17 protein-coding genes are annotated in these 18,817 nt (G+C 41.5%); 13 read left to right on the top strand and 4 right to left on the bottom strand.

The window, feature by feature from the left end; translation table 11 throughout:
- The first annotated feature begins 55 nt into the window (after nucleotides 1–55).
- Nucleotides 56–2,041 (top strand): excinuclease ABC subunit UvrB, encoded by a 1,986-nt coding sequence (gene uvrB, locus V7L95_RS04480; protein ID WP_035389639.1) that lies wholly within the window; start codon nucleotides 56–58, stop codon nucleotides 2,039–2,041.
- 7 nt (nucleotides 2,042–2,048) lie between these two features.
- The gene (gene uvrA, locus V7L95_RS04475; protein WP_048001943.1) at nucleotides 2,049–4,925 is read left to right on the top strand and encodes an excinuclease ABC subunit UvrA; all 2,877 of its coding nucleotides are present in this window, start codon (nucleotides 2,049–2,051) and stop codon (nucleotides 4,923–4,925) included.
- A gap of 199 nt (nucleotides 4,926–5,124) precedes the next feature.
- On the opposite strand, the gene V7L95_RS04470 is transcribed toward uvrA, so the two are convergent.
- Nucleotides 5,125–5,355: a hypothetical protein gene (locus tag V7L95_RS04470; protein ID WP_008348188.1), complete on the bottom strand. Its 231-nt coding sequence runs from the start codon at nucleotides 5,353–5,355 to the stop codon at nucleotides 5,125–5,127.
- Nucleotides 5,356–5,552: 197 nt separating this feature from the next.
- Between V7L95_RS04470 and V7L95_RS04465 the strand changes: the two genes are divergently transcribed.
- From V7L95_RS04465 to V7L95_RS04445, 5 genes are all read left to right on the top strand, one after another.
- Nucleotides 5,553–5,888 (top strand): membrane protein, encoded by a 336-nt coding sequence (locus tag V7L95_RS04465; protein WP_017357888.1) that lies wholly within the window; start codon nucleotides 5,553–5,555, stop codon nucleotides 5,886–5,888.
- Nucleotides 5,889–5,899: 11 nt separating this feature from the next.
- Nucleotides 5,900–6,991, top strand: a complete 1,092-nt coding sequence (locus V7L95_RS04460) for a DUF4097 domain-containing protein (RefSeq protein ID WP_007500040.1) — start codon at nucleotides 5,900–5,902, stop codon at nucleotides 6,989–6,991.
- 6 nt (nucleotides 6,992–6,997) lie between these two features.
- The gene (locus tag V7L95_RS04455; protein WP_008348183.1) at nucleotides 6,998–7,192 is read left to right on the top strand and encodes a PspC domain-containing protein; all 195 of its coding nucleotides are present in this window, start codon (nucleotides 6,998–7,000) and stop codon (nucleotides 7,190–7,192) included.
- Nucleotides 7,193–7,579 carry a phage holin family protein gene (locus V7L95_RS04450; RefSeq protein WP_007500042.1) on the top strand — a complete coding sequence of 129 codons (387 nt, stop codon included), beginning with the start codon at nucleotides 7,193–7,195 and terminating at the stop codon, nucleotides 7,577–7,579.
- Nucleotides 7,580–7,672: 93 nt separating this feature from the next.
- Nucleotides 7,673–11,527, top strand: a complete 3,855-nt coding sequence (locus tag V7L95_RS04445) for a metallophosphoesterase (RefSeq protein ID WP_340968244.1) — start codon at nucleotides 7,673–7,675, stop codon at nucleotides 11,525–11,527.
- Between the two features lie 27 nt (nucleotides 11,528–11,554).
- Here V7L95_RS04445 and V7L95_RS04440 read toward each other — a convergent pair whose 3' ends face one another.
- From V7L95_RS04440 to nagA, 3 genes are read right to left on the bottom strand one after another with little or no spacing between them, the layout of a single operon-like run.
- Entirely contained in the window at nucleotides 11,555–12,280 is a 726-nt protein-coding gene (locus V7L95_RS04440) for a GntR family transcriptional regulator (RefSeq protein WP_340968241.1), read from the bottom strand.
- Nucleotides 12,281–12,298: 18 nt separating this feature from the next.
- A complete protein-coding gene (gene nagB / locus V7L95_RS04435; RefSeq protein WP_340968238.1) occupies nucleotides 12,299–13,024 on the bottom strand; it encodes a glucosamine-6-phosphate deaminase in 726 nt (241 codons plus the stop codon).
- Nucleotides 13,024–14,214 carry an N-acetylglucosamine-6-phosphate deacetylase gene (gene nagA, locus V7L95_RS04430; RefSeq protein ID WP_340968235.1) on the bottom strand — a complete coding sequence of 397 codons (1,191 nt, stop codon included), beginning with the start codon at nucleotides 14,212–14,214 and terminating at the stop codon, nucleotides 13,024–13,026. The genes nagB and nagA overlap by 1 nt, the downstream gene beginning before the upstream one ends.
- A gap of 176 nt (nucleotides 14,215–14,390) precedes the next feature.
- Here nagA and hprK point away from each other — a divergent pair, with 176 nt between their 5' ends.
- The 6 genes from hprK to V7L95_RS04400 all read left to right on the top strand — a co-directional run bounded on the left by hprK (nucleotide 14,391) and on the right by V7L95_RS04400 (nucleotide 18,785).
- The gene (gene hprK, locus V7L95_RS04425) at nucleotides 14,391–15,323 is read left to right on the top strand and encodes an HPr(Ser) kinase/phosphatase (protein WP_003212943.1); all 933 of its coding nucleotides are present in this window, start codon (nucleotides 14,391–14,393) and stop codon (nucleotides 15,321–15,323) included.
- A gap of 11 nt (nucleotides 15,324–15,334) precedes the next feature.
- Complete coding sequence (lgt, locus tag V7L95_RS04420) at nucleotides 15,335–16,159, top strand: prolipoprotein diacylglyceryl transferase (protein WP_046344550.1); 825 nt, start codon at nucleotides 15,335–15,337, stop codon at nucleotides 16,157–16,159.
- 16 nt (nucleotides 16,160–16,175) lie between these two features.
- Nucleotides 16,176–17,120, top strand: a complete 945-nt coding sequence (locus tag V7L95_RS04415) for a nucleoside recognition domain-containing protein (protein ID WP_025208037.1) — start codon at nucleotides 16,176–16,178, stop codon at nucleotides 17,118–17,120.
- On the top strand, nucleotides 17,117–17,767 hold the full coding sequence (gene ppaX / locus V7L95_RS04410; RefSeq protein WP_017357895.1) for a pyrophosphatase PpaX: 651 nt from the start codon (nucleotides 17,117–17,119) through the stop codon (nucleotides 17,765–17,767). The genes V7L95_RS04415 and ppaX overlap by 4 nt, the downstream gene beginning before the upstream one ends.
- Before the next feature lies 1 nt (nucleotide 17,768).
- The gene (locus V7L95_RS04405) at nucleotides 17,769–18,287 is read left to right on the top strand and encodes an acyltransferase (RefSeq protein ID WP_017368116.1); all 519 of its coding nucleotides are present in this window, start codon (nucleotides 17,769–17,771) and stop codon (nucleotides 18,285–18,287) included.
- 69 nt (nucleotides 18,288–18,356) lie between these two features.
- The gene (locus tag V7L95_RS04400; protein ID WP_003213266.1) at nucleotides 18,357–18,785 is read left to right on the top strand and encodes an Rrf2 family transcriptional regulator; all 429 of its coding nucleotides are present in this window, start codon (nucleotides 18,357–18,359) and stop codon (nucleotides 18,783–18,785) included.
- The last annotated feature ends 32 nt before the right edge of the window (nucleotides 18,786–18,817 follow it).

Here is an 18,817-nt window from a genome sequence, read left to right as displayed (position 1 = left end):
CTTTTATGATAATATATTCATTAGATAGATTTCGTAACGAAACGGAGGCTTTGATGTGAGTGACCGCTTTGAATTAGTTTCTAACTATCAGCCCCAAGGGGATCAGCCAAAAGCCATTGAAAAGCTTGTGGAGGGCATCCATCAGGGGAAACAGCATCAAACGCTGTTAGGTGCTACAGGTACGGGAAAGACCTTTACTGTATCCAACCTGATCAAAGAAGTGAACAAACCAACACTTGTCATTGCGCATAACAAGACACTTGCCGGACAATTATACAGCGAGTTTAAGGAATTCTTTCCGAATAATGCTGTTGAATATTTTGTGAGTTATTATGATTATTATCAGCCTGAGGCGTATGTGCCTCAAACTGATACATTTATTGAAAAGGATGCCAGCATTAATGATGAGATCGATAAGCTAAGGCACTCCGCCACATCCTCATTATTTGAGCGGAGAGATGTCATCATCATTGCCAGTGTGTCCTGTATTTATGGCTTAGGTTCTCCTGAAGAATACAGAGAGCTTGTGCTGTCTTTACGAACTGAAATGGAAATTGAACGCAATCAGCTGCTGCGTAAGCTTGTGGATATTCAGTATTCTCGTAATGATATAGATTTTCAGCGCGGAACCTTCAGAGTTCGAGGAGACGTCGTTGAAATTTTTCCTGCTTCACGAGATGAGCATTGTATCAGAGTGGAGTTTTTCGGTGATGAAATTGAACGTATTCGTGAAGTAGATGCTCTCACTGGAGAAATTCTCGGTGATCGTGACCACGTTGCTATTTTCCCAGCATCTCACTTCGTCACAAGAGAAGAAAAGATGGAAAAAGCGATTATTAATATTGAAAAAGAGCTTGAGGAACAGTTGGAAAAGCTTCGTGAAAACGGGAAATTGCTTGAAGCACAGCGTCTTGAGCAGCGGACAAGGTATGACCTTGAGATGATGAGAGAGATGGGCTTTTGTTCAGGGATTGAGAACTACTCAAGACATCTCACCTTACGTCCGCCTGGTTCAACACCTTACACATTGCTTGATTATTTTCCGGATGATTTTATGATTGTTGTCGATGAGTCACACGTGACCATCCCGCAAATTCGCGCCATGTACAATGGGGACCAGGCAAGAAAACAAGTGCTTGTTGATCACGGATTCCGTCTGCCGTCAGCACTTGATAATAGACCACTCACATTTGATGAGTTTGAAAAGCACATTAACCATATTGTGCATGTATCCGCAACACCTGGCCCATACGAGCTTGAGAAAACGCCAGAGGTCGTGGAACAAATTATTCGTCCAACCGGTTTGCTTGATCCAATCATTGAAGTCCGTCCGATTGAAGGACAAATCGATGACTTAATTGGGGAAATTCATGCAAGAGTTGAGAAAAATGAGCGTGTGCTTGTGACGACTTTAACGAAGAAAATGTCTGAGGATCTGACAGATTATCTGAAAGAAATCGGAATCAAGGTCAATTATCTGCACTCAGAAATTAAGACACTAGAACGGATTGAGATTATTCGTGATTTACGTCTCGGAAAATATGATGTGCTTGTAGGGATCAACCTTCTTCGAGAAGGCTTGGATATTCCAGAGGTGTCGCTCGTGGCGATTTTAGATGCGGATAAAGAAGGCTTTTTACGTTCAGAAAGATCCCTCATCCAGACGATTGGTCGTGCTGCAAGAAATGCAGAAGGCCGAGTTATCATGTATGCAGACAATATGACGAAATCAATGGACATTGCCATACAAGAAACAAAGCGGAGACGTGAGCAGCAAGAAGCGTATAATGAGAAATTTGGTATCACTCCGCAAACGATCCATAAGAAGATTCGAGATGTGATCAAGGCAACAAAAGTACATGAGGATTCAGAAGAATACGAAACAAAAGCAGCACCAAAGTTGTCAAAAATGAGCAAAAAAGAACGAGAAAAAGTGATCGAAAACGTCGAGATGGAAATGAAAGATGCAGCAAAAGCGCTTGATTTTGAAAAAGCAGCAGAATTAAGAGATCTATTGCTAGAGCTAAAAGCGGAAGGATGAATGCCAGATGGCTATGGAACGAATAGAGGTGAAAGGGGCAAGAGCCCACAACCTTAAAAATATTGATGTCAATATCCCGCGCGATCAGCTAGTGGTCATTACAGGTTTATCTGGTTCGGGAAAATCGTCGCTTGCCTTCGATACCATTTATGCAGAAGGTCAGCGTAGGTATGTTGAATCACTGTCGGCCTATGCACGTCAATTTCTCGGTCAAATGGACAAACCAGATGTAGATGCGATTGAAGGGCTTTCTCCAGCGATTAGTATTGACCAGAAAACGACAAGCAGGAACCCTCGATCAACCGTTGGGACAGTTACAGAAATTTATGATTACTTGCGTCTATTATATGCTCGAGTCGGAAAACCGATTTGTCCTATTCATGGGATCGAAATTACATCACAGACGATTGAGCAAATGACAGACCGTATTTTAGAGTATCCAGAACGAACGAAACTACAAGTGCTTGCTCCGATCGTATCTGGACGTAAGGGAACACACGTGAAAGTACTTGATCAAATTCGGAAGCAGGGCTACGTTCGAGTCAGAGTTGATGGCGAGATGGAGGACCTGTCAGAAGAGATTGAGCTTGAAAAGAATAAAAAGCATTCCATTGAAGTGGTGATTGATCGAATTGTCGTGAAAGAAGGTGTGGCTGCACGGTTGTCTGATTCTCTTGAAACGGCACTCCGACTTGGTGAAGGTCGTGTGATGATTGATGTGATTGGACAAGAGGAGCTGTTATTTAGTGAGCATCATGCTTGTCCGCACTGCGGATTCTCTATTGGGGAACTTGAGCCGAGAATGTTCTCGTTTAATAGCCCTTTCGGTGCCTGTCCAAGCTGTGATGGGCTTGGTTCTAAACTAGAAGTAGATCCAGAGCTTGTGATTCCGAATAAGGATTTGACTTTACGTCAGCATGCCATTGCCCCATGGGAGCCTCAAAGCTCACAATATTACCCGCAGCTTCTTGAGGCGGTATGTACACATTATGGAATTGACATGGATATTCCGGTAAAAGATATCCCGCCGCATTTATTTGATAAAATTTTATATGGTAGCGGCTCTGAGCTGATTTATTTTAAATATGAAAATGATTTTGGCCAGGTCCGTGAAAATGAAATCGAGTTTGAAGGTGTGCTTCGTAACATTGAACGACGCTACAAGGAAACGAGCTCCGATTATATTCGGGAGCAAATGGAAAAATATATGGCCAATCAGCCATGCCCGACCTGTAAAGGATATCGCCTGAAAAAAGAAACGCTTGCGGTTCTCATCAATGGCAAACATATCGGAGAAATGACCGATTTGTCTGTATCTGATGCCCTTGATTTCTATGAGAAAATTGAGTTGTCTGAGAAAGATTTGCAGATTGCCCAGCTCATTTTACGTGAAATCAAAGAGCGCTTGTCCTTCTTGAATAATGTGGGGTTAGATTATCTGACATTAAGCCGGTCTGCTGGCACATTATCAGGCGGGGAGGCGCAGCGGATTCGTTTGGCGACACAAATCGGATCAAGACTGACAGGCGTTCTTTATATTTTAGATGAACCATCGATTGGTCTGCATCAACGGGATAATGACCGGTTGATTGGAACATTGAAAAACATGCGAGATATCGGAAACACACTGATTGTCGTAGAACATGATGAAGATACGATGCTTGCCGCTGATTATCTCATTGATATTGGACCAGGTGCAGGGGTTCATGGAGGAGAAGTGATTTCAGCTGGAACGCCAGAAGAAGTCATGAATGACCCAAAATCGTTGACTGGACAATATTTATCTGGTGAGAAATTCATTCCGCTTCCGATTGAGAGACGAAAGCCTGACGGCCGCTTCATTGAAATTAAGGGGGCAAAAGAAAACAACCTTAAAAACGTGAATGCGAAGTTTCCTTTAGGTGTTTTTACCGCTGTGACAGGTGTGTCAGGATCAGGGAAAAGTACACTTGTGAATGAAATTTTATTGAAATCCCTCGCCCAAAAACTGCACAGAGCAAAAGCGAAGCCAGGACAGCACAAAGAAATCAAAGGAATGGATCACTTAGACAAAGTCATTGATATTGATCAATCTCCAATTGGCCGTACACCAAGATCCAATCCTGCTACGTATACAGGTGTATTTGATGACGTGCGGGATGTCTTTGCGCAAACCAATGAAGCGAAGGTACGAGGCTATAAAAAAGGGCGATTCAGCTTTAACGTGAAAGGTGGACGCTGCGAAGCGTGTCGTGGAGATGGCATTATTAAAATTGAAATGCACTTTTTACCTGATGTATACGTGCCTTGTGAAGTGTGTCACGGGAAACGTTATAACCGTGAGACGTTAGAGGTCACGTATAAAGGGAAAAATATTTCCGATGTTCTTGAAATGACGGTAGAGGACGCACTTCAATTTTTCGAGAATATCCCGAAAATTAAGCGGAAGCTGCAAACGATCTTTGATGTTGGATTAGGATACATTACACTTGGGCAACCTGCCACGACATTGTCTGGTGGAGAGGCGCAGCGTGTGAAATTGGCATCTGAGCTTCATCGCCGTTCAAACGGAAGATCCTTGTATATTTTAGATGAACCGACAACCGGTCTTCATGTGGATGATATTGCTAGGTTGTTAAAAGTGCTCCAGCGCTTGGTCGAAAACGGGGATACGGTATTGGTCATTGAGCACAACCTTGATATTATTAAGGCTGCCGATTACCTTGTTGATCTAGGACCAGAAGGCGGTGCTGGTGGAGGAACGATTATTGCTTCAGGAACACCTGAACACATTGCTAAAGAAGAAGCTTCTTACACCGGTCGATACTTAAAACCGATTTTAGAGCGTGATCGTGAGCGAATGAAACAGTTAGTCAAAGAAACAGAAAGTGTGACATCCTCATAAAGAAAAACCCCTCCGAAAGAGGCGTTTCAGCGTGTAGACAAACCCTCGCATTCGTTGTCAAATCTGTGCTCCGGTGCTCGACTTTCCTAGACTGCAAAGGTTTTCTATCACGCTGAAAAGAAGACAAAGGGCTAAAATAAAGTACATTTAAGCCCTTTGTCCTCAATCTGAAACCCCTCGGAAAAGAGGGGTTTTCCTTTTATTGCACATCTTCCTTTGGCATTAAGTTACTGAGGTGCGTTAAATCCTTTAAAATATGAGTGCTGCTACTATCGAGCAGTACTTTTAAATAACGGATATCACCATACTTCGGATGAGACGGATGAATGGCCTCTAGCTCCTTGATCATATCGCTGTTCATGCTTTTCTGTTTCTGTATAAGGTCTAAAAGCGTTTGTGCCGTGTGGTTAGCATTATGATGATCTGTCAAAATAATTACCCCCTATAATGATAATCACCATCTTTTCAACATATTTTAAAGGGTAATCCATGAAGAATCTACACTTAGGTGCAAAAAGAAATAATTTGTGTCTAAGGTCATATGTAAATCGAATGAGTTTGAAACTTTTTATACGCCATAAACGTATGAGTTAGAAAGGAATTTTCATCATGAAGGAGCGAATATATATGAACAGAGATCAGTCGATCATTGCATCTATTTGTTATTTTAGTGTATTTTTCATGCCGTTTATTGTACCGATCGTGGCATATTTTGTAGTGGATCAAAAGGAAACGAAACGGCATTCGCTGCGTGCATTGTGGTCACATGTTTTGCCAGTCGCAGCGTGTGTGCTGCTGGTTTTTGGATCTATCCCCTTTTTATTGACGACACAGGCAAGCGACTCACTCATCCCAGTGTTCACCGTACTCATCTTGTCCTTTTTAGTCGCCATTGGCTTTTTGATCTCTGTCATTTGGAATATTATTCAAGGTATTAAAGTGCTTCAATCCATTAAATCGTAGGAGGGCTTTGTATGAATGAAAAAGAACGCATTTTAAAATTAGTAGAAGACGGGACATTATCTGCAAAAGAAGCGATTACGCTGCTTGAAAAACTAGAAGAAAATCAGTCCATTTCACTAGAAAAATCAACGGCTGATCATACCTTTCATGAAGAAAAAGCTGGCACAGAGAATAAAGGAACTGGTACTGAAAACCTCGGTGCAAAGCTGTTTGGATGGTTAGATTCGGCGGTGAAAAAGGTCAAAGATGTAGATCTTGATTTGAACTTTGGACAGTCCGTTGACGTTGAACACATTTTTCAATTCAAAGACGCTGCACTGTCCCATTTAGATATACAATTGGCAAACGGCAGTCTCAATTTGATGCCTTGGGATGATGGGGATGTTCGGGCAGAGTGTCATGCGAAAATTTACCGTGCAGAGGATGGAGAGCAGGCAAGACAGCAATTTCTTCAACATCTGGATTGCGGGCTTGAAGGGGACAAATTTTTTATCCGAACTGAAAAGAAGACCATGAAGGTCAATGTCACCCTGTATGTACCACGTATCCAATATGATAAGATCAAAGTCAAACTGTTTAATGGACCGATTCGCGGGGAAAAGCTAAAGACAAAAGAACTGGCTGCAAAAACAACAAATGGCGTCGTCTCTTTTGCCTCTTTACAAGCAGAAAAAGTCGGAATTGAAACAGCAAATGGACAAATCAAACTGGCTGATCACGAGTGTGGTATGATTGAAGTAGAAACCATTAATGGGCTCATTGACCTGCGTGGGAAAAGTGAATCAATTGATGCACAGAGCTTCAATGGGAACATTGCTGTTCAGCTGTCAGATGAGAAATGCCGTTCGATCTATGCAAAAACGACAACAGGCAGTGTGGACGTTCAGATTCCGCGTGCTTGTGCAGTGACTGCGGAGCTGAAAAGCAATCTCGGATCGATCTCTCATGAACTGCTTGATGCAAATATGATTAAAGAGAAGAATGAAACATTGCAAAAAGAGAAAATGATCAAAGCCAATCAACAGGCGGAGCACAATATATCCATTTTTGCAGAAACAAAAACAGGCTCAATCCAAGTAAAGCACCAATCAGACAAGGAGTGATTCTACATGAAGAAGCTTTATCGTTCAGCGACAGATAAAAAAATAGCGGGTGTTGTTGGTGGACTTGCTGAATACTTAAGTGTCGATGCATCCCTGCTTCGTATTTTAACGGTGATCATCGGATTTATGACAGCATTTATGCCGATATTCTTGATCTACTTCATCTGGTATTTTGTTGTTCCGGAAGAAGGCACTAACTAAATGCTTAGATGGATCGTTAGTATTTTCGTCAATGCATTACTTTTAATCGTCATTGCTGGATATTTTGATTCAGGCATTCTGCCAGGCCTTGGTAGTGTGTATATTGAAGGTTTTGGCGCTGCGATTGTAGCAAGTATTATTTTGTCCTTGCTCAATATTTTAGTGAAGCCGTTTTTGATCATTTTAACGCTGCCAGTGACAGTACTTTCACTAGGATTGTTCCTCTTTGTCATTAATGCCATCACACTGATGATGACCTCAAGCTTTATGGGAGATAGTTTTAACATTGATGGGTTTGGAACGGCCATTTGGATGGCTGTCATTTTATCCATTTTCCATCTGCTCATACAAAAAGGAATCGTGGAACCGTTAGCGAAAAAAAGCTAACGGTTTTTTGTGTGAATTTATATCGTTTCCCCGTTCCATCTGTCATAAAAACCGTCTTCAGGAGACACAATATCCGAAGGGAGGCGGTGCACGATGGTGAATGTGAGCAGACAAATCATTCTTTTGCTTTTTTTGAGCATTCTTTTTTGTTTTAGTCAGCCTGCTTCAGCAGGATCTTTGACACAAACACAAGTGAACATACGAAATAAGCCCTTTTCACCTTTTATCTTTGATCAATTTCAAGTAGATGTCCGTCCGGTTCAAGGAAAAAACCGTGATCTTCAATTTCGGGCATCTATTAGTCAGTCAGAGCAAATTTTGTCTGCAAACTTGTACTATAAACAGAGTGATGAGCTAGGATATCGATTGATCCCAATGGAACGATTGCCGGGGATGAAACCAGAATTTACAGCGAAAATCCCGACAGATCAATTGTGGAATCCAACAGTTCATTACTATACAGAATTCTTGACGCAGAAGTCTGTCATCAAAACAACCGAACAAGCAGTTCACTTAAACGGATTTGAAGAGGATCTCTCACAGATTCCTGAGCTATTGATGACAGAAATCGTCGTGAATTCAAAAAACCGCAAAGGCAAGGATGCTTTTGAATTCATCGAGGTGTATAACACAACAGATGCACCCATTTCACTTCGACATTATCAGCTTCGCTATCGCAATCCAGCGCAAGGCGTGGAGATGGATGATGTATATTCATTCCACACAAGTCCTATCACCATTTCTCCTGGAAAACCGTATGTATTTTGGCTTAGAAAAAAAGGGCAGGAGCATTTAACAGTAGCGGATTTTAATGCGATGTACAAAAGCCATTTAAAAGAGGGCGAGCATCTATCGGTCATTGAGAGTAAAGGATTGTCCAATTCTAAATCCCGCCTTGTTTCTATCACAACAAATATAGGAGAAGAGGTATCGTCGGCATCCTATCGTTTAAAGCCTTTATTGTTTAGCGAGCACAGATCGTTACTGTTCAAGTATCCAATGGATGGTACGACACAAATGAAGCTGATCTCGAAAGTGGAGGAAGAGCCGACACCCGGAAAAGTGTTAAAAGCACAAATTCCAACTGAAAAAAAAGAAATATCACAAGATGTTCATAAACCTGTGATTGAAGATATGACAGACAATCAACCGATAAAACCAACTGAAGGCATTGAAATGAGAGCAGATGTGCAGGATGATCAGTCCGTCAAAACGGTCAAATTGCGATATCGAACCAATCGTCATGAAGATTTTAAAGAGGTGCTGCTTCAAAAGGATCATAATGATCGGCTGTTTCACCATATTATTTATTCACCTGAGCTCATCGGTAAAGAACGATTGGAATATCAGATTGAAGCGTCAGACGGCGAAAATCAAGCAATGACAATGAAAAAAACAATTGATGTGGAACAAGTAAGCAAAGCTCACGGCCTTCGATTGAATGTAGAAGAAGGAGATACGGTTTCTGGCGTATTTCACTTAAAAGCAACAGCAGATCAGAAAAAAAGCATACAATTAATGATAGATGGGAAACCGATTCGACCAGTATTCCCTGCACTTGAAGCAGATCCATATCTTGCATTTGATGTCAAAGGGACAAATTTATATTTTAAGAATGGTGTATCTATAGGTAAGCACTTACTTTCCATTTTTGATGATTCGACAAAAGTGTATCGCACCTATACAATACCAATACCAGAAAAACACTTAGAAAAGGCAGGTCCACAAACGATATCATTCCATGCTGGGACGAAGTCATCGCCGTTTGACCGATTTCCTGGAGAAAATCACGATGATTTTGAATTGAAAAATGTCCAGATGATTTTATCGAATGGAACTCAAATTCTGCCTCTAAATGCGAGCCGGCATGAGGAATGGAAGATGGGCGACGGTGGCAGCGCTAAGAAGGTAAGAGCATTTCAGTTTCAAATCCCGAAGCAAGCATATGCTTCAAGCTATATTCAGTGGGATACAAGAAGGCTGAAAGAAGGAGTACATGTTGTTCAGGCTAAAACCGCAGACGAATCTCAATCTGTACGTGTGAAAGTCGATAACACGGGTCCGAAAATCAAGAGTAATATACAGGCAAATGACCAATATAAAGGCGTCTTTACGTTAAAGGCAAAGGTGACGGATCGTTGGAGTGACATAGCGGAGATGAAGGCATATTTAGATGGAAAACAGATCTCTTTGCCTTATCAAACGTCCTCTAGTGAATTAGAACCTGGGGAGCACACATTGAAGATAAAAGCAAAAGATGCCGCTGGAAACAAATCAACTTTGAAAAAGGTTTTTAAGACGGTACATGAACACCCTGAGACGCCAGAGAGAGTGTCAGATAGGACAAAAATGGAATCATCTAAGCAAACAGTGCTAACCAATGATCCTACTAATGATCAGTTAGATTACTCCTTTTACCGTGCCTATCAATATACATCGCTGCATCCGTCCATGAAGATTTTCAAATTTGCAGCGGAAACAGAGCCACCAAAACATTTAAATGAAACAGGGGAAATGATTTTTTCTGATCGAGAAAGAAATCGCATTGCATTTGCTGATGGTAAATCAGTGGAAACGAAAGATCTACAGCATTTTCCTTATCATCGCTTTCAAATCAAGGTTCATCACGATGTACGTGAAAAGGATGTTGTCGAAGCTTTATGGAAAGGAAGCTCATTATCAGGGAGAAAGGTAACGATGTACGCTTGGAATCATCAGCAAGAAAAGTGGGATAAAATTACTCATCACTTTGCCAAGGATGAAAAGGAATTTTACCTGAAAGGGCTGCTGTCAGTCAGACAGTATATGAAAAATCAAACATTTGATTTGCTTGTACAAGATGAAATCAGTAAGGCGTTAAAGCCTTATAAGATGGTGTGGATGTCTGATACTCAATATTATGCCAGAAGTTATCCTCATATTTTCAAAAAAATGGTCGAGTGGATCAGAGATCAAAGGGACCCATTAAATATTCAATATGTGTTCCATACAGGTGATATTGTGGATGATTCAAAGGATAAGCAATGGAATCGTGCCGATACATTTATGCGTGTGTTAGATCAGCATCAGATTCCTTACGGTGTATTAGCTGGTAATCATGATGTCAGACACAAAGACGGCCATTATAGGGAATATGGGAGATACTTTGGAGCGAAACGCTTTGAAGACAAGCCATATTACGGTGAATCCTATCAAAATAATCGAGGTCATTATGATCTTATCTCTGCTGGTGGCAATGATTATATGATGGTGTATATGGGCTGGGGGATCAAGCAAAATGAGATTGACTGGTTAAATCGAGTCATTTCTGAACATCCAGATCGAATTGTCATTTTAAATTTCCATGAGTATTTGTTAGTGAGCGGCAATCGAAGCCCAATTGGAGATTTGATCTTCCATCAAGTGGTAAAGCGTCACCCGAATATTGTCGCAGTATTTAGCGGTCACTACCACGGAGCCAGTCGAAAAGTAGATGAGATTGACGATGATCATGATGGAAAAGTGGACAGAAAAGTATATCAAATCCTTGCAGATTACCAGTCAGGTCCTGAAGGCGGTCAAGGTTTTATGCGGCTGATCACTGCGGATCAAGAAAAAAATAAACTTCATTTCACCACATATTCACCCTACTTGAATCAAGAACATTTCTATGATCCAAAAACGTATGGAGATCAAGATGAATTTTCAATTGATGTGGATTTAACACCTAAAATGAAATCCGTTAAAACCAATTATTTTGAATTGAATGTCTACACAAACGTTCTTCTTGGAGAAGTCAAAGGTGTGAAAAGTGGCAAAAAAGCAAGCTTTGAATGGAAAGGGTTAAAGCCAAATCAAGAATATTATTGGTACACTGTAGCAAAAGACCGTTTCGAAGGGAAAGCGATTTCGCCTATATGGAAAATTCATACAAAAAATGATGATCAATCAACATTTCTTAGGAAATAAAAAAACTGTGCTTTCAGGAGCACAGTTTTATCTTTCCATTGTGTGAGTGAGTTTGTATCGATCCCCTCTATAAATGGACATGACATACTCGAATGGAATGTCATTTTGAAAATAAGTTGTTCTTACAATGGAGAGGACAGGGTCCCCTAATGAAATAGACAGCAGGTCAGCTTCGTCCTTTGAAGCAACATTGGCTTCAAGCTCCTGCTTGGCATGGGCAATGGTTAGACCTGTGTTCGTTTCTATATATTCATATAAAGATCCAGTTAAATGGTCCTTTGTGAGCTCGCCAGCAAATTTTTCAGGTATATAACTCGTTTCAATAGCCATTGGTTCATCGTTTGCAAGGCGGATTCGTTTTAATTCATAGACATCTTCACTGTTCGACAGCTGTAATGATTGCAGCAAGTGCTCTGGGCATGCGACTTTTTTGAAATCAATCAACTGACTTGAAGCGTTGAACCCACGTTGACGCATATCTTCTGTAAAGCTTGTTAAGCCCTGAAGCGGTTGTTCAAACTTCTTTCGGCTAACAAATGTTCCTTTTCCTTTTTGCCGGTATAAATATCCTTCGTTCACAAGGTTCGATAAGGCTTGTCTGACAGTCATTCGGCTAATACCAAAGCGTTCGGCATATTCTCTTTCAGAAGGAATGAGTGTATCAGGTGCTAACGTTCCATCCTCAATCTGCTTTTTCAAGTTCTCCATAATCTGATGGTACATGGGGATAGGTGACTGCTTATCAATAAACATGTGAAAATCCTCTCGTGTTTAGCGTAGTGAACCAGCTTCTCGATCAATAAAAATCGTCACATCTTCATGAAGTTTTAGAGCAGATGCAGGGAAGTCTGGGTGAATCTCTGTTCGTTCTAAATATTGTATCACGTCCGCTTTTGATTTTCCTGATGCGAGAAGGAGAATTTTTTTGCTTGAAAGAATGCTTGCAATTCCTATTGTAATGGCATGTGTAGGCACCTCATCAATAGAAGAAAAGTATCTTGCATTGGCTTGACGAGTGTGTTCATCTAATTGAACGACATGCGTCTTTGAGTCGAAGGGAGTACCAGGTTCATTAAACCCGATATGTCCATTTTGTCCGATACCAAGTAGCTGAAGATCAATGCCCCCTAAATCTTCAATGAGCTGATCATACCTTAAGCACTCTTCTTCCAAGTGAGAAGCAGCACCATTGGGAAGGAAATATTGATCTGACGGGAGATCAATATGGTCGAATAAATGACGCTTCATGTAAGTCATATAACTATTTTCATGATTTGGATCAATTCCCACGTACTCATCCAGATTCACTGTTCTTGCTTGTTTGAAAGACAATTGTTCTGTTTGATGCAACTGAATTAACTCTTTATAAGTGTCAATTGGTGTACCGCCAGTTGCCAGACCGAGAACCGCATCTGTTTTTGATTCAATGGTACGTGCAATGAAAGCAGCAGCTGCTTTTCCTAATTGATCTTTATCTGCAAATTCGATGATGTTCATCAGTGTGTGGCCTCCTTTTTTTCATAAGCGATTTGTCCATGGCAGATCGTCATCATGAGTTCGCCAGTTTCATCCCAAATGACCAAGTCTGCCAGTTTTCCAACTTCGATCGAACCGAGCTGATGATCGATCCCGAGCTGAGTGGCTGCATTTGTTGAGGTCATTTGAGCAATTTCTGTCCATCCGCATTGTGTGATCTGTCTCATACGTTTGACCCCATCTTTCATTTGTAAAATCGATCCTGCAAGTGTTCCATCTGCCAGCAATGCTTTTTCACCGCCGACTGTCACAGTCTGCCCACCAAATTCGTAGGTTCCCTCTCCAAGTCCTTTTGCACGCATTGAGTCTGTAATCATGATCAAACGTTCACTTCCCTTTGCCAAATACGCAAGCTTTACGGAAAGAGGATGTGAATGAATGCCATCTGTAATCAGCTCAGTCAAAAGCTTTTCATTTGTAAGCGCAGCCCCTGCAACATTGGGCTCACGATGCTGAAATGAACTCATCGCATTATAAAGATGCGTGACATGACGCGCACCGTGCTTTGCTGCTAGTTCAATCATGTCATGAGGAGCATTTGTATGTCCAATAGAAGGAATGATATTTTTTTCTTTTAGCAGGGAAAGAAATGCAAAATCAGTATCTTCCTCAGGTGCAAAAGTGACAATTCGAATCAGCTGATCAGATGCACTCAGCCATTTCTCAAAAAGAGGAAGGTTAGCCTGTGTAATCCATTGAGCTGGCTGCGCACCAGCTTTATCTTTAGAAATAAAAGGACCTTCTAGATGAATGCCTAAACATTGTGCCTGACTTCCAGCCTGCTTTTCATTATAGGGTCTCCACTGTGCGACATTTTTAAGTGCTTGCTCAATCTCTTGATGATTTTGTGTAATGGTTGTTGCTAAAAAGCTTGTCGTTCCTTCTGCGGGTAAGTGATCAGCAAGTGTATTCATGGCTTCTGGTGTCGCATCCATCATATCTGCACCATATCCACCATGAATGTGAATATCAATCATTCCGGGGAGTAAATAAAAGTTTTCCCGGGAAATATATACTTTTTCATAATTTCCTGTCGGTGGTGATGTTGAAATATAGTCGATCTTGCCATCGCGTAAACCGACAAAACCGTTTTCAATGATTTCTGTCTTTGTCACAATATGAATATTGGAGAGCAATAAAGAACTGCTCATGATTGTGCCCCCTTATTCTCGTCGTTAGATTCAGTTTACCTTTTTTAAGTATAGTTGTCTATACCAGTGAATGTGTTGAAACAGGATCAGGATAAAATACTGTTTTGGGTTCATCATTGAAAGTGATAAAATAGAGCTGTATTTCTGAAACGCCTGTGATAAAAGGAGGAAGAAGCGTGCCGAAAGTTCGTACGAAGGACATAATGGAACAATTTCATCTTGAACTGGTAAGTGGGGAAGAAGGGATTAATCGTCCCATTACAATCAGTGATCTTTCCAGACCAGGTATTGAAATGGCTGGATATTTTACATATTACCCAAAAGAAAGAGTTCAACTTTTAGGGAAGACAGAGCTTTCTTTTTTTGAACAGCTCCCAGAACGCGAACGAAAGCAGAGAATGATGTCTCTTTGTACAGATATTACCCCTGCCATCATTTTGTCACGAGATCGTGAAGTACCAAAGGAATTGATCGAAGCTTCAAATGAAAATGGAGTGCCGGTTTTACGCTCAAGCTTAAAAACGACAAGACTTTCGAGTCGATTAACGAACTTCTTAGAAAGCAAGCTTGCACCAACGACTGCGATTCATGGCGTACTCGTAGATGTATATGGTGTAGGTGTACTGTTAATTGGAAAAAGTGGCGTAGGAAAAAGTGAAACGGCTTTAGAATTGGTGAAGAGAGGACACAGGCTGGTTGCAGACGATTGCGTGGAAATCAGGCAAGAGGATCAGGATACGTTAGTTGGAAGCGCACCAGAGCTGATTGAGCACCTTCTAGAAATCCGTGGATTAGGCATTATTAATGTGATGACCTTATTTGGAGCGGGCGCTGTCAGAAGCTATAAGAGAATTACGATTGTTATGAACCTTGAGCTTTGGGAACAAGGCAAACAGTATGACCGTTTAGGACTTGAGGAAGAAAAAATGCGGATCATCGATACAGATGTACCAAAGCTGACCATCCCTGTACGTCCGGGACGAAATTTAGCGGTCATCATCGAGGTAGCTGCTATGAACTTCAGATTGAAACGAATGGGACATAATGCAGCGGAACAATTTACAAGTAAACTTGCCGATGTCATTGAAGACAATGGCCAGGATGAATAGGAGCTGTCTATATGAATGAAGCAATTCAACCAATTGATCCGATTGCTTTTCAGCTCGGACCTATTTCGGTTCATTGGTATGGTGTGATTATTGGGGTCGGAGCCCTGCTTGGACTCTGGCTCGCATTAAGGGAGTGTGAAAAAAGAGGCATCAATAAAGATATGTTTATTGATCTCATCTTATTTGCCATTCCTATCGCCATTATTTGTGCACGAATTTATTATGTATCCTTTGAATGGGATTATTATCAGCAGCACCCAAATGAAATCATCAAGATTTGGAATGGTGGAATTGCCATACATGGCGGACTAATAGGGGCGGTGCTGACAGCGATTGTCTTTACTAAAGTGAGAAAGGTGTCCTTTTGGAAAATCGCCGATGTCGCAGCGCCTAGTATTTTACTAGGGCAAGCCATCGGGCGCTGGGGGAACTTTATTAATCAGGAAGCGCATGGTGAGGCTGTTTCAAGAGCCTTTTTAGAAAATTTGCACCTGCCTGAGTTTATTATTAATCAGATGTACATTGACGGGACCTACTATCACCCTACGTTCTTATATGAATCATTATGGAATATCGCAGGCGTTTTGATATTAATCTTATTACGTAGAACATCATTGCGTCGAGGCGAAATGTTCTTGTCTTATTTAATCTGGTATTCAATCGGCCGTTTCTTCATTGAAGGAATGAGAACAGACAGCTTAATGCTGACTGAGCATCTTCGAATTGCACAGATGATTTCGATTGCCATATTTGCAGTGGCTGTTTTGCTGATTGTGTTTAGAAGAATCAAGGGATATGCATCTATACGGTATAAAGAGAACAACTCATCAAATTAAGCAAGGGGGATAAGAGATGGGTGAGACATGGAAAAACGGCTTGAAAGCAGGGTTATCGACAACTTGGACACTTGGAAAAGTCATTTTTCCGGTTACCATTCTCGTTAGTATCTTGCAGCATACACCTGTGATGGATTGGATGATACAATTCATCCGTCCTTTTATGGGCCTGTTTGGTCTTTCAGGGGAAGCGGCCATTCCGCTTGTTTTAGGAAATATGCTGAACTTGTATGCGGGTATTGCAGCCATCTTGACATTAGAGCTGCCTGTGAAGGAAGTGTTCATTTTAGCGGTCATGCTCTCCTTTTGTCACAACTTGATCATCGAATCAACAGTGGCGGCGAAGGTTGGGCTGCGGGTGTCTGTCATTTTGCTGGTGAGAATCAGTCTTGCCGTCGTGTCAGCAATTGTCATTCACCTCGTTTGGCAGGGAGGCGAGGAGCCGGCGCAATATGGTTTGCTGACAGCTGCTCAGTCGGCTGATGTGCCTTCTAGCTGGTATATGATCGTACTTCTTGCTTTACAGAAAGCTGTTCTTGGTGTGCTGCAGCTGGCTTGTATTGTCATTCCTCTCATGATCATCATTCAATTTATGAGAGACTTAGGGTGGCTCCATACGCTGTCTAAGTGGCTGTCTCCTTTTACGAGAATGCTTGGAATGAAAGAAAATACGTCTATGACGATGGTGGCTGGTTTAACCATTGGTCTTGCCTACGGGGCAGGCGTCATGATGAAGGCAGTGGAAGAGGACGGTGTCAGCAAAAAGGATTTAACGCTTGCTTTCATTTTCCTTGTGGCGTGTCATGCGGTGGTCGAAGATACACTCATTTTCATTCCTTTAGGTATTCCAGTCTGGCCGCTTCTTCTTATTCGCCTTATTTCTGCTATTTTATTGACAGCTGCCATCAGCTATATCTGGCGGAGGCGCGAACATACAGCTGTTAGAAAGGAAGCCATATGAACCAATCAACTATTAACACAGTGCTATTTGATTTAGATGGCACATTAATCAATACAAATGAATTAATTATTGCTTCATTTCAGCATACGCTTGATCATTATTACCCTGGTCAATACAGCCGTGAGGATATCCTTCATTTCATTGGTCCATCATTATTTGATACATTCTCTGCAATGGATCCGAATCTGACAGATGACATGATTCAGATGTATCGAACGTTTAATCATGAACAGCATGACCTGCTTGTGACGGAGTACGAGACGGTGTTAGACACGTTGAAAATTCTTCAGGATCGAGGGTTTAAGCTTGGTATTGTGACTACAAAAATACGTGATACGGTTTTAATGGGATTAAAGCTGACTGGTTTGGAGCCTTTTTTTGAGGTCATTGTCACACTTGATGATGTACAAAATGAGAAGCCGCATCCAGAACCAGTCCAGCTGGCATTATCCAAGCTCGGCAGTGATCCGCATGAGGCGATCATGGTTGGCGATAACTATCACGACATTTTATCTGGTCAAGCGGCAGGGACGAAAACAGCAGGTGTTGCTTGGTCTATTAAGGGAGAAGAAGCCCTGTTAAAGCATCGCCCTGATTATATGCTGCAGAAAATGAGTGATCTCTTGGCGATTGTTGGAGCTGATTAAGTTGAGAAAAACAGATCGTTATCCTGTCAAAGGGGTCAATTCGCTTAGACAAGTCTATCGGACGGTCCCCTTTCTCAAGGTTGTGAAAAACTTTATCTTTATTCAAATGGCAAGGTATACGCCTTTTATGGGAATGAAAAATTGGATTTATCGCACCTTCCTTCGAATGAAAGTCGGGGAGGATACGGCGTTTGCTTTAATGGTGATGGTCGATCTCATGTTTCCTGAGAAAATCACTGTCGGTCGAAATAGTGTGATTGGCTATAACACGACCATTTTGTCCCATGAGTATTTGATTAAAGAGTATAGGCTTGGGGAAGTCTATATTGGTGATGAAGTCTTAATTGGGGCAAATTCAACGATTCTACCTGGAGTGACAATTGGTGATGGTGCGATTGTATCGGCAGGAACTCTTGTGAACAAAGATGTTCCGGCAGGCTCCTTTGTTGGAGGTAATCCAATGCGGATGATATATACAAAAGAGGAAATGGAAGCACGTCAATCTACGTCTGCTGAGTAGCTCGGCAGACTTTTTTGTTGACATTCTAACTTGGTGTAACTATAATGATTACAACAGAGGTGAGAAAACATGAAAATCAGCAGCAGATTTACTGTCGCTGTCCATATTCTGGCCTTGCTATCACTTGAAAAAGGATCATTACAGACATCGGAGGATATCGCAGGAAGTGTCAATACAAATCCAGTGGTCATTCGCCGTATCATGAGTAAGCTCAAAAAAGCAGGCCTAATCTCAACGAGTCTTGGCAAAGGCGGTTCTCAATTAAACCGAAGTGAGGATGACATTACACTGCTCGATGTGTATAAAGCGGTTGAAGTGGTGGATGAGGGAGAGTTGTTTCAAATTCATGAAAGCCCAAACCCTGACTGTCCGATCGGTGCAAATATTCAAGCTGTACTAGAATTAATTTTGTGCCGTGCTCAAAGTGCGATGGAGCAAGTGCTTGCTGAGATCAAATTAAGTGAATTAACGCAGGTTTTAATCAAAAAAATTGGATGATCTATTCAATTTTTTTTACCTCTGTTGTAACC

The sequence above is a fragment of the Bacillus sp. PPSBB_11 genome (genome assembly GCF_038023285.1).
GTDB classification, from domain to species: Bacteria; Bacillota; Bacilli; order Bacillales; family Bacillaceae; genus Bacillus; species Bacillus altitudinis.
Note: the sequence above shows the minus strand (reverse complement) of the source record. Positions and strands in the feature narration are given on the sequence as shown.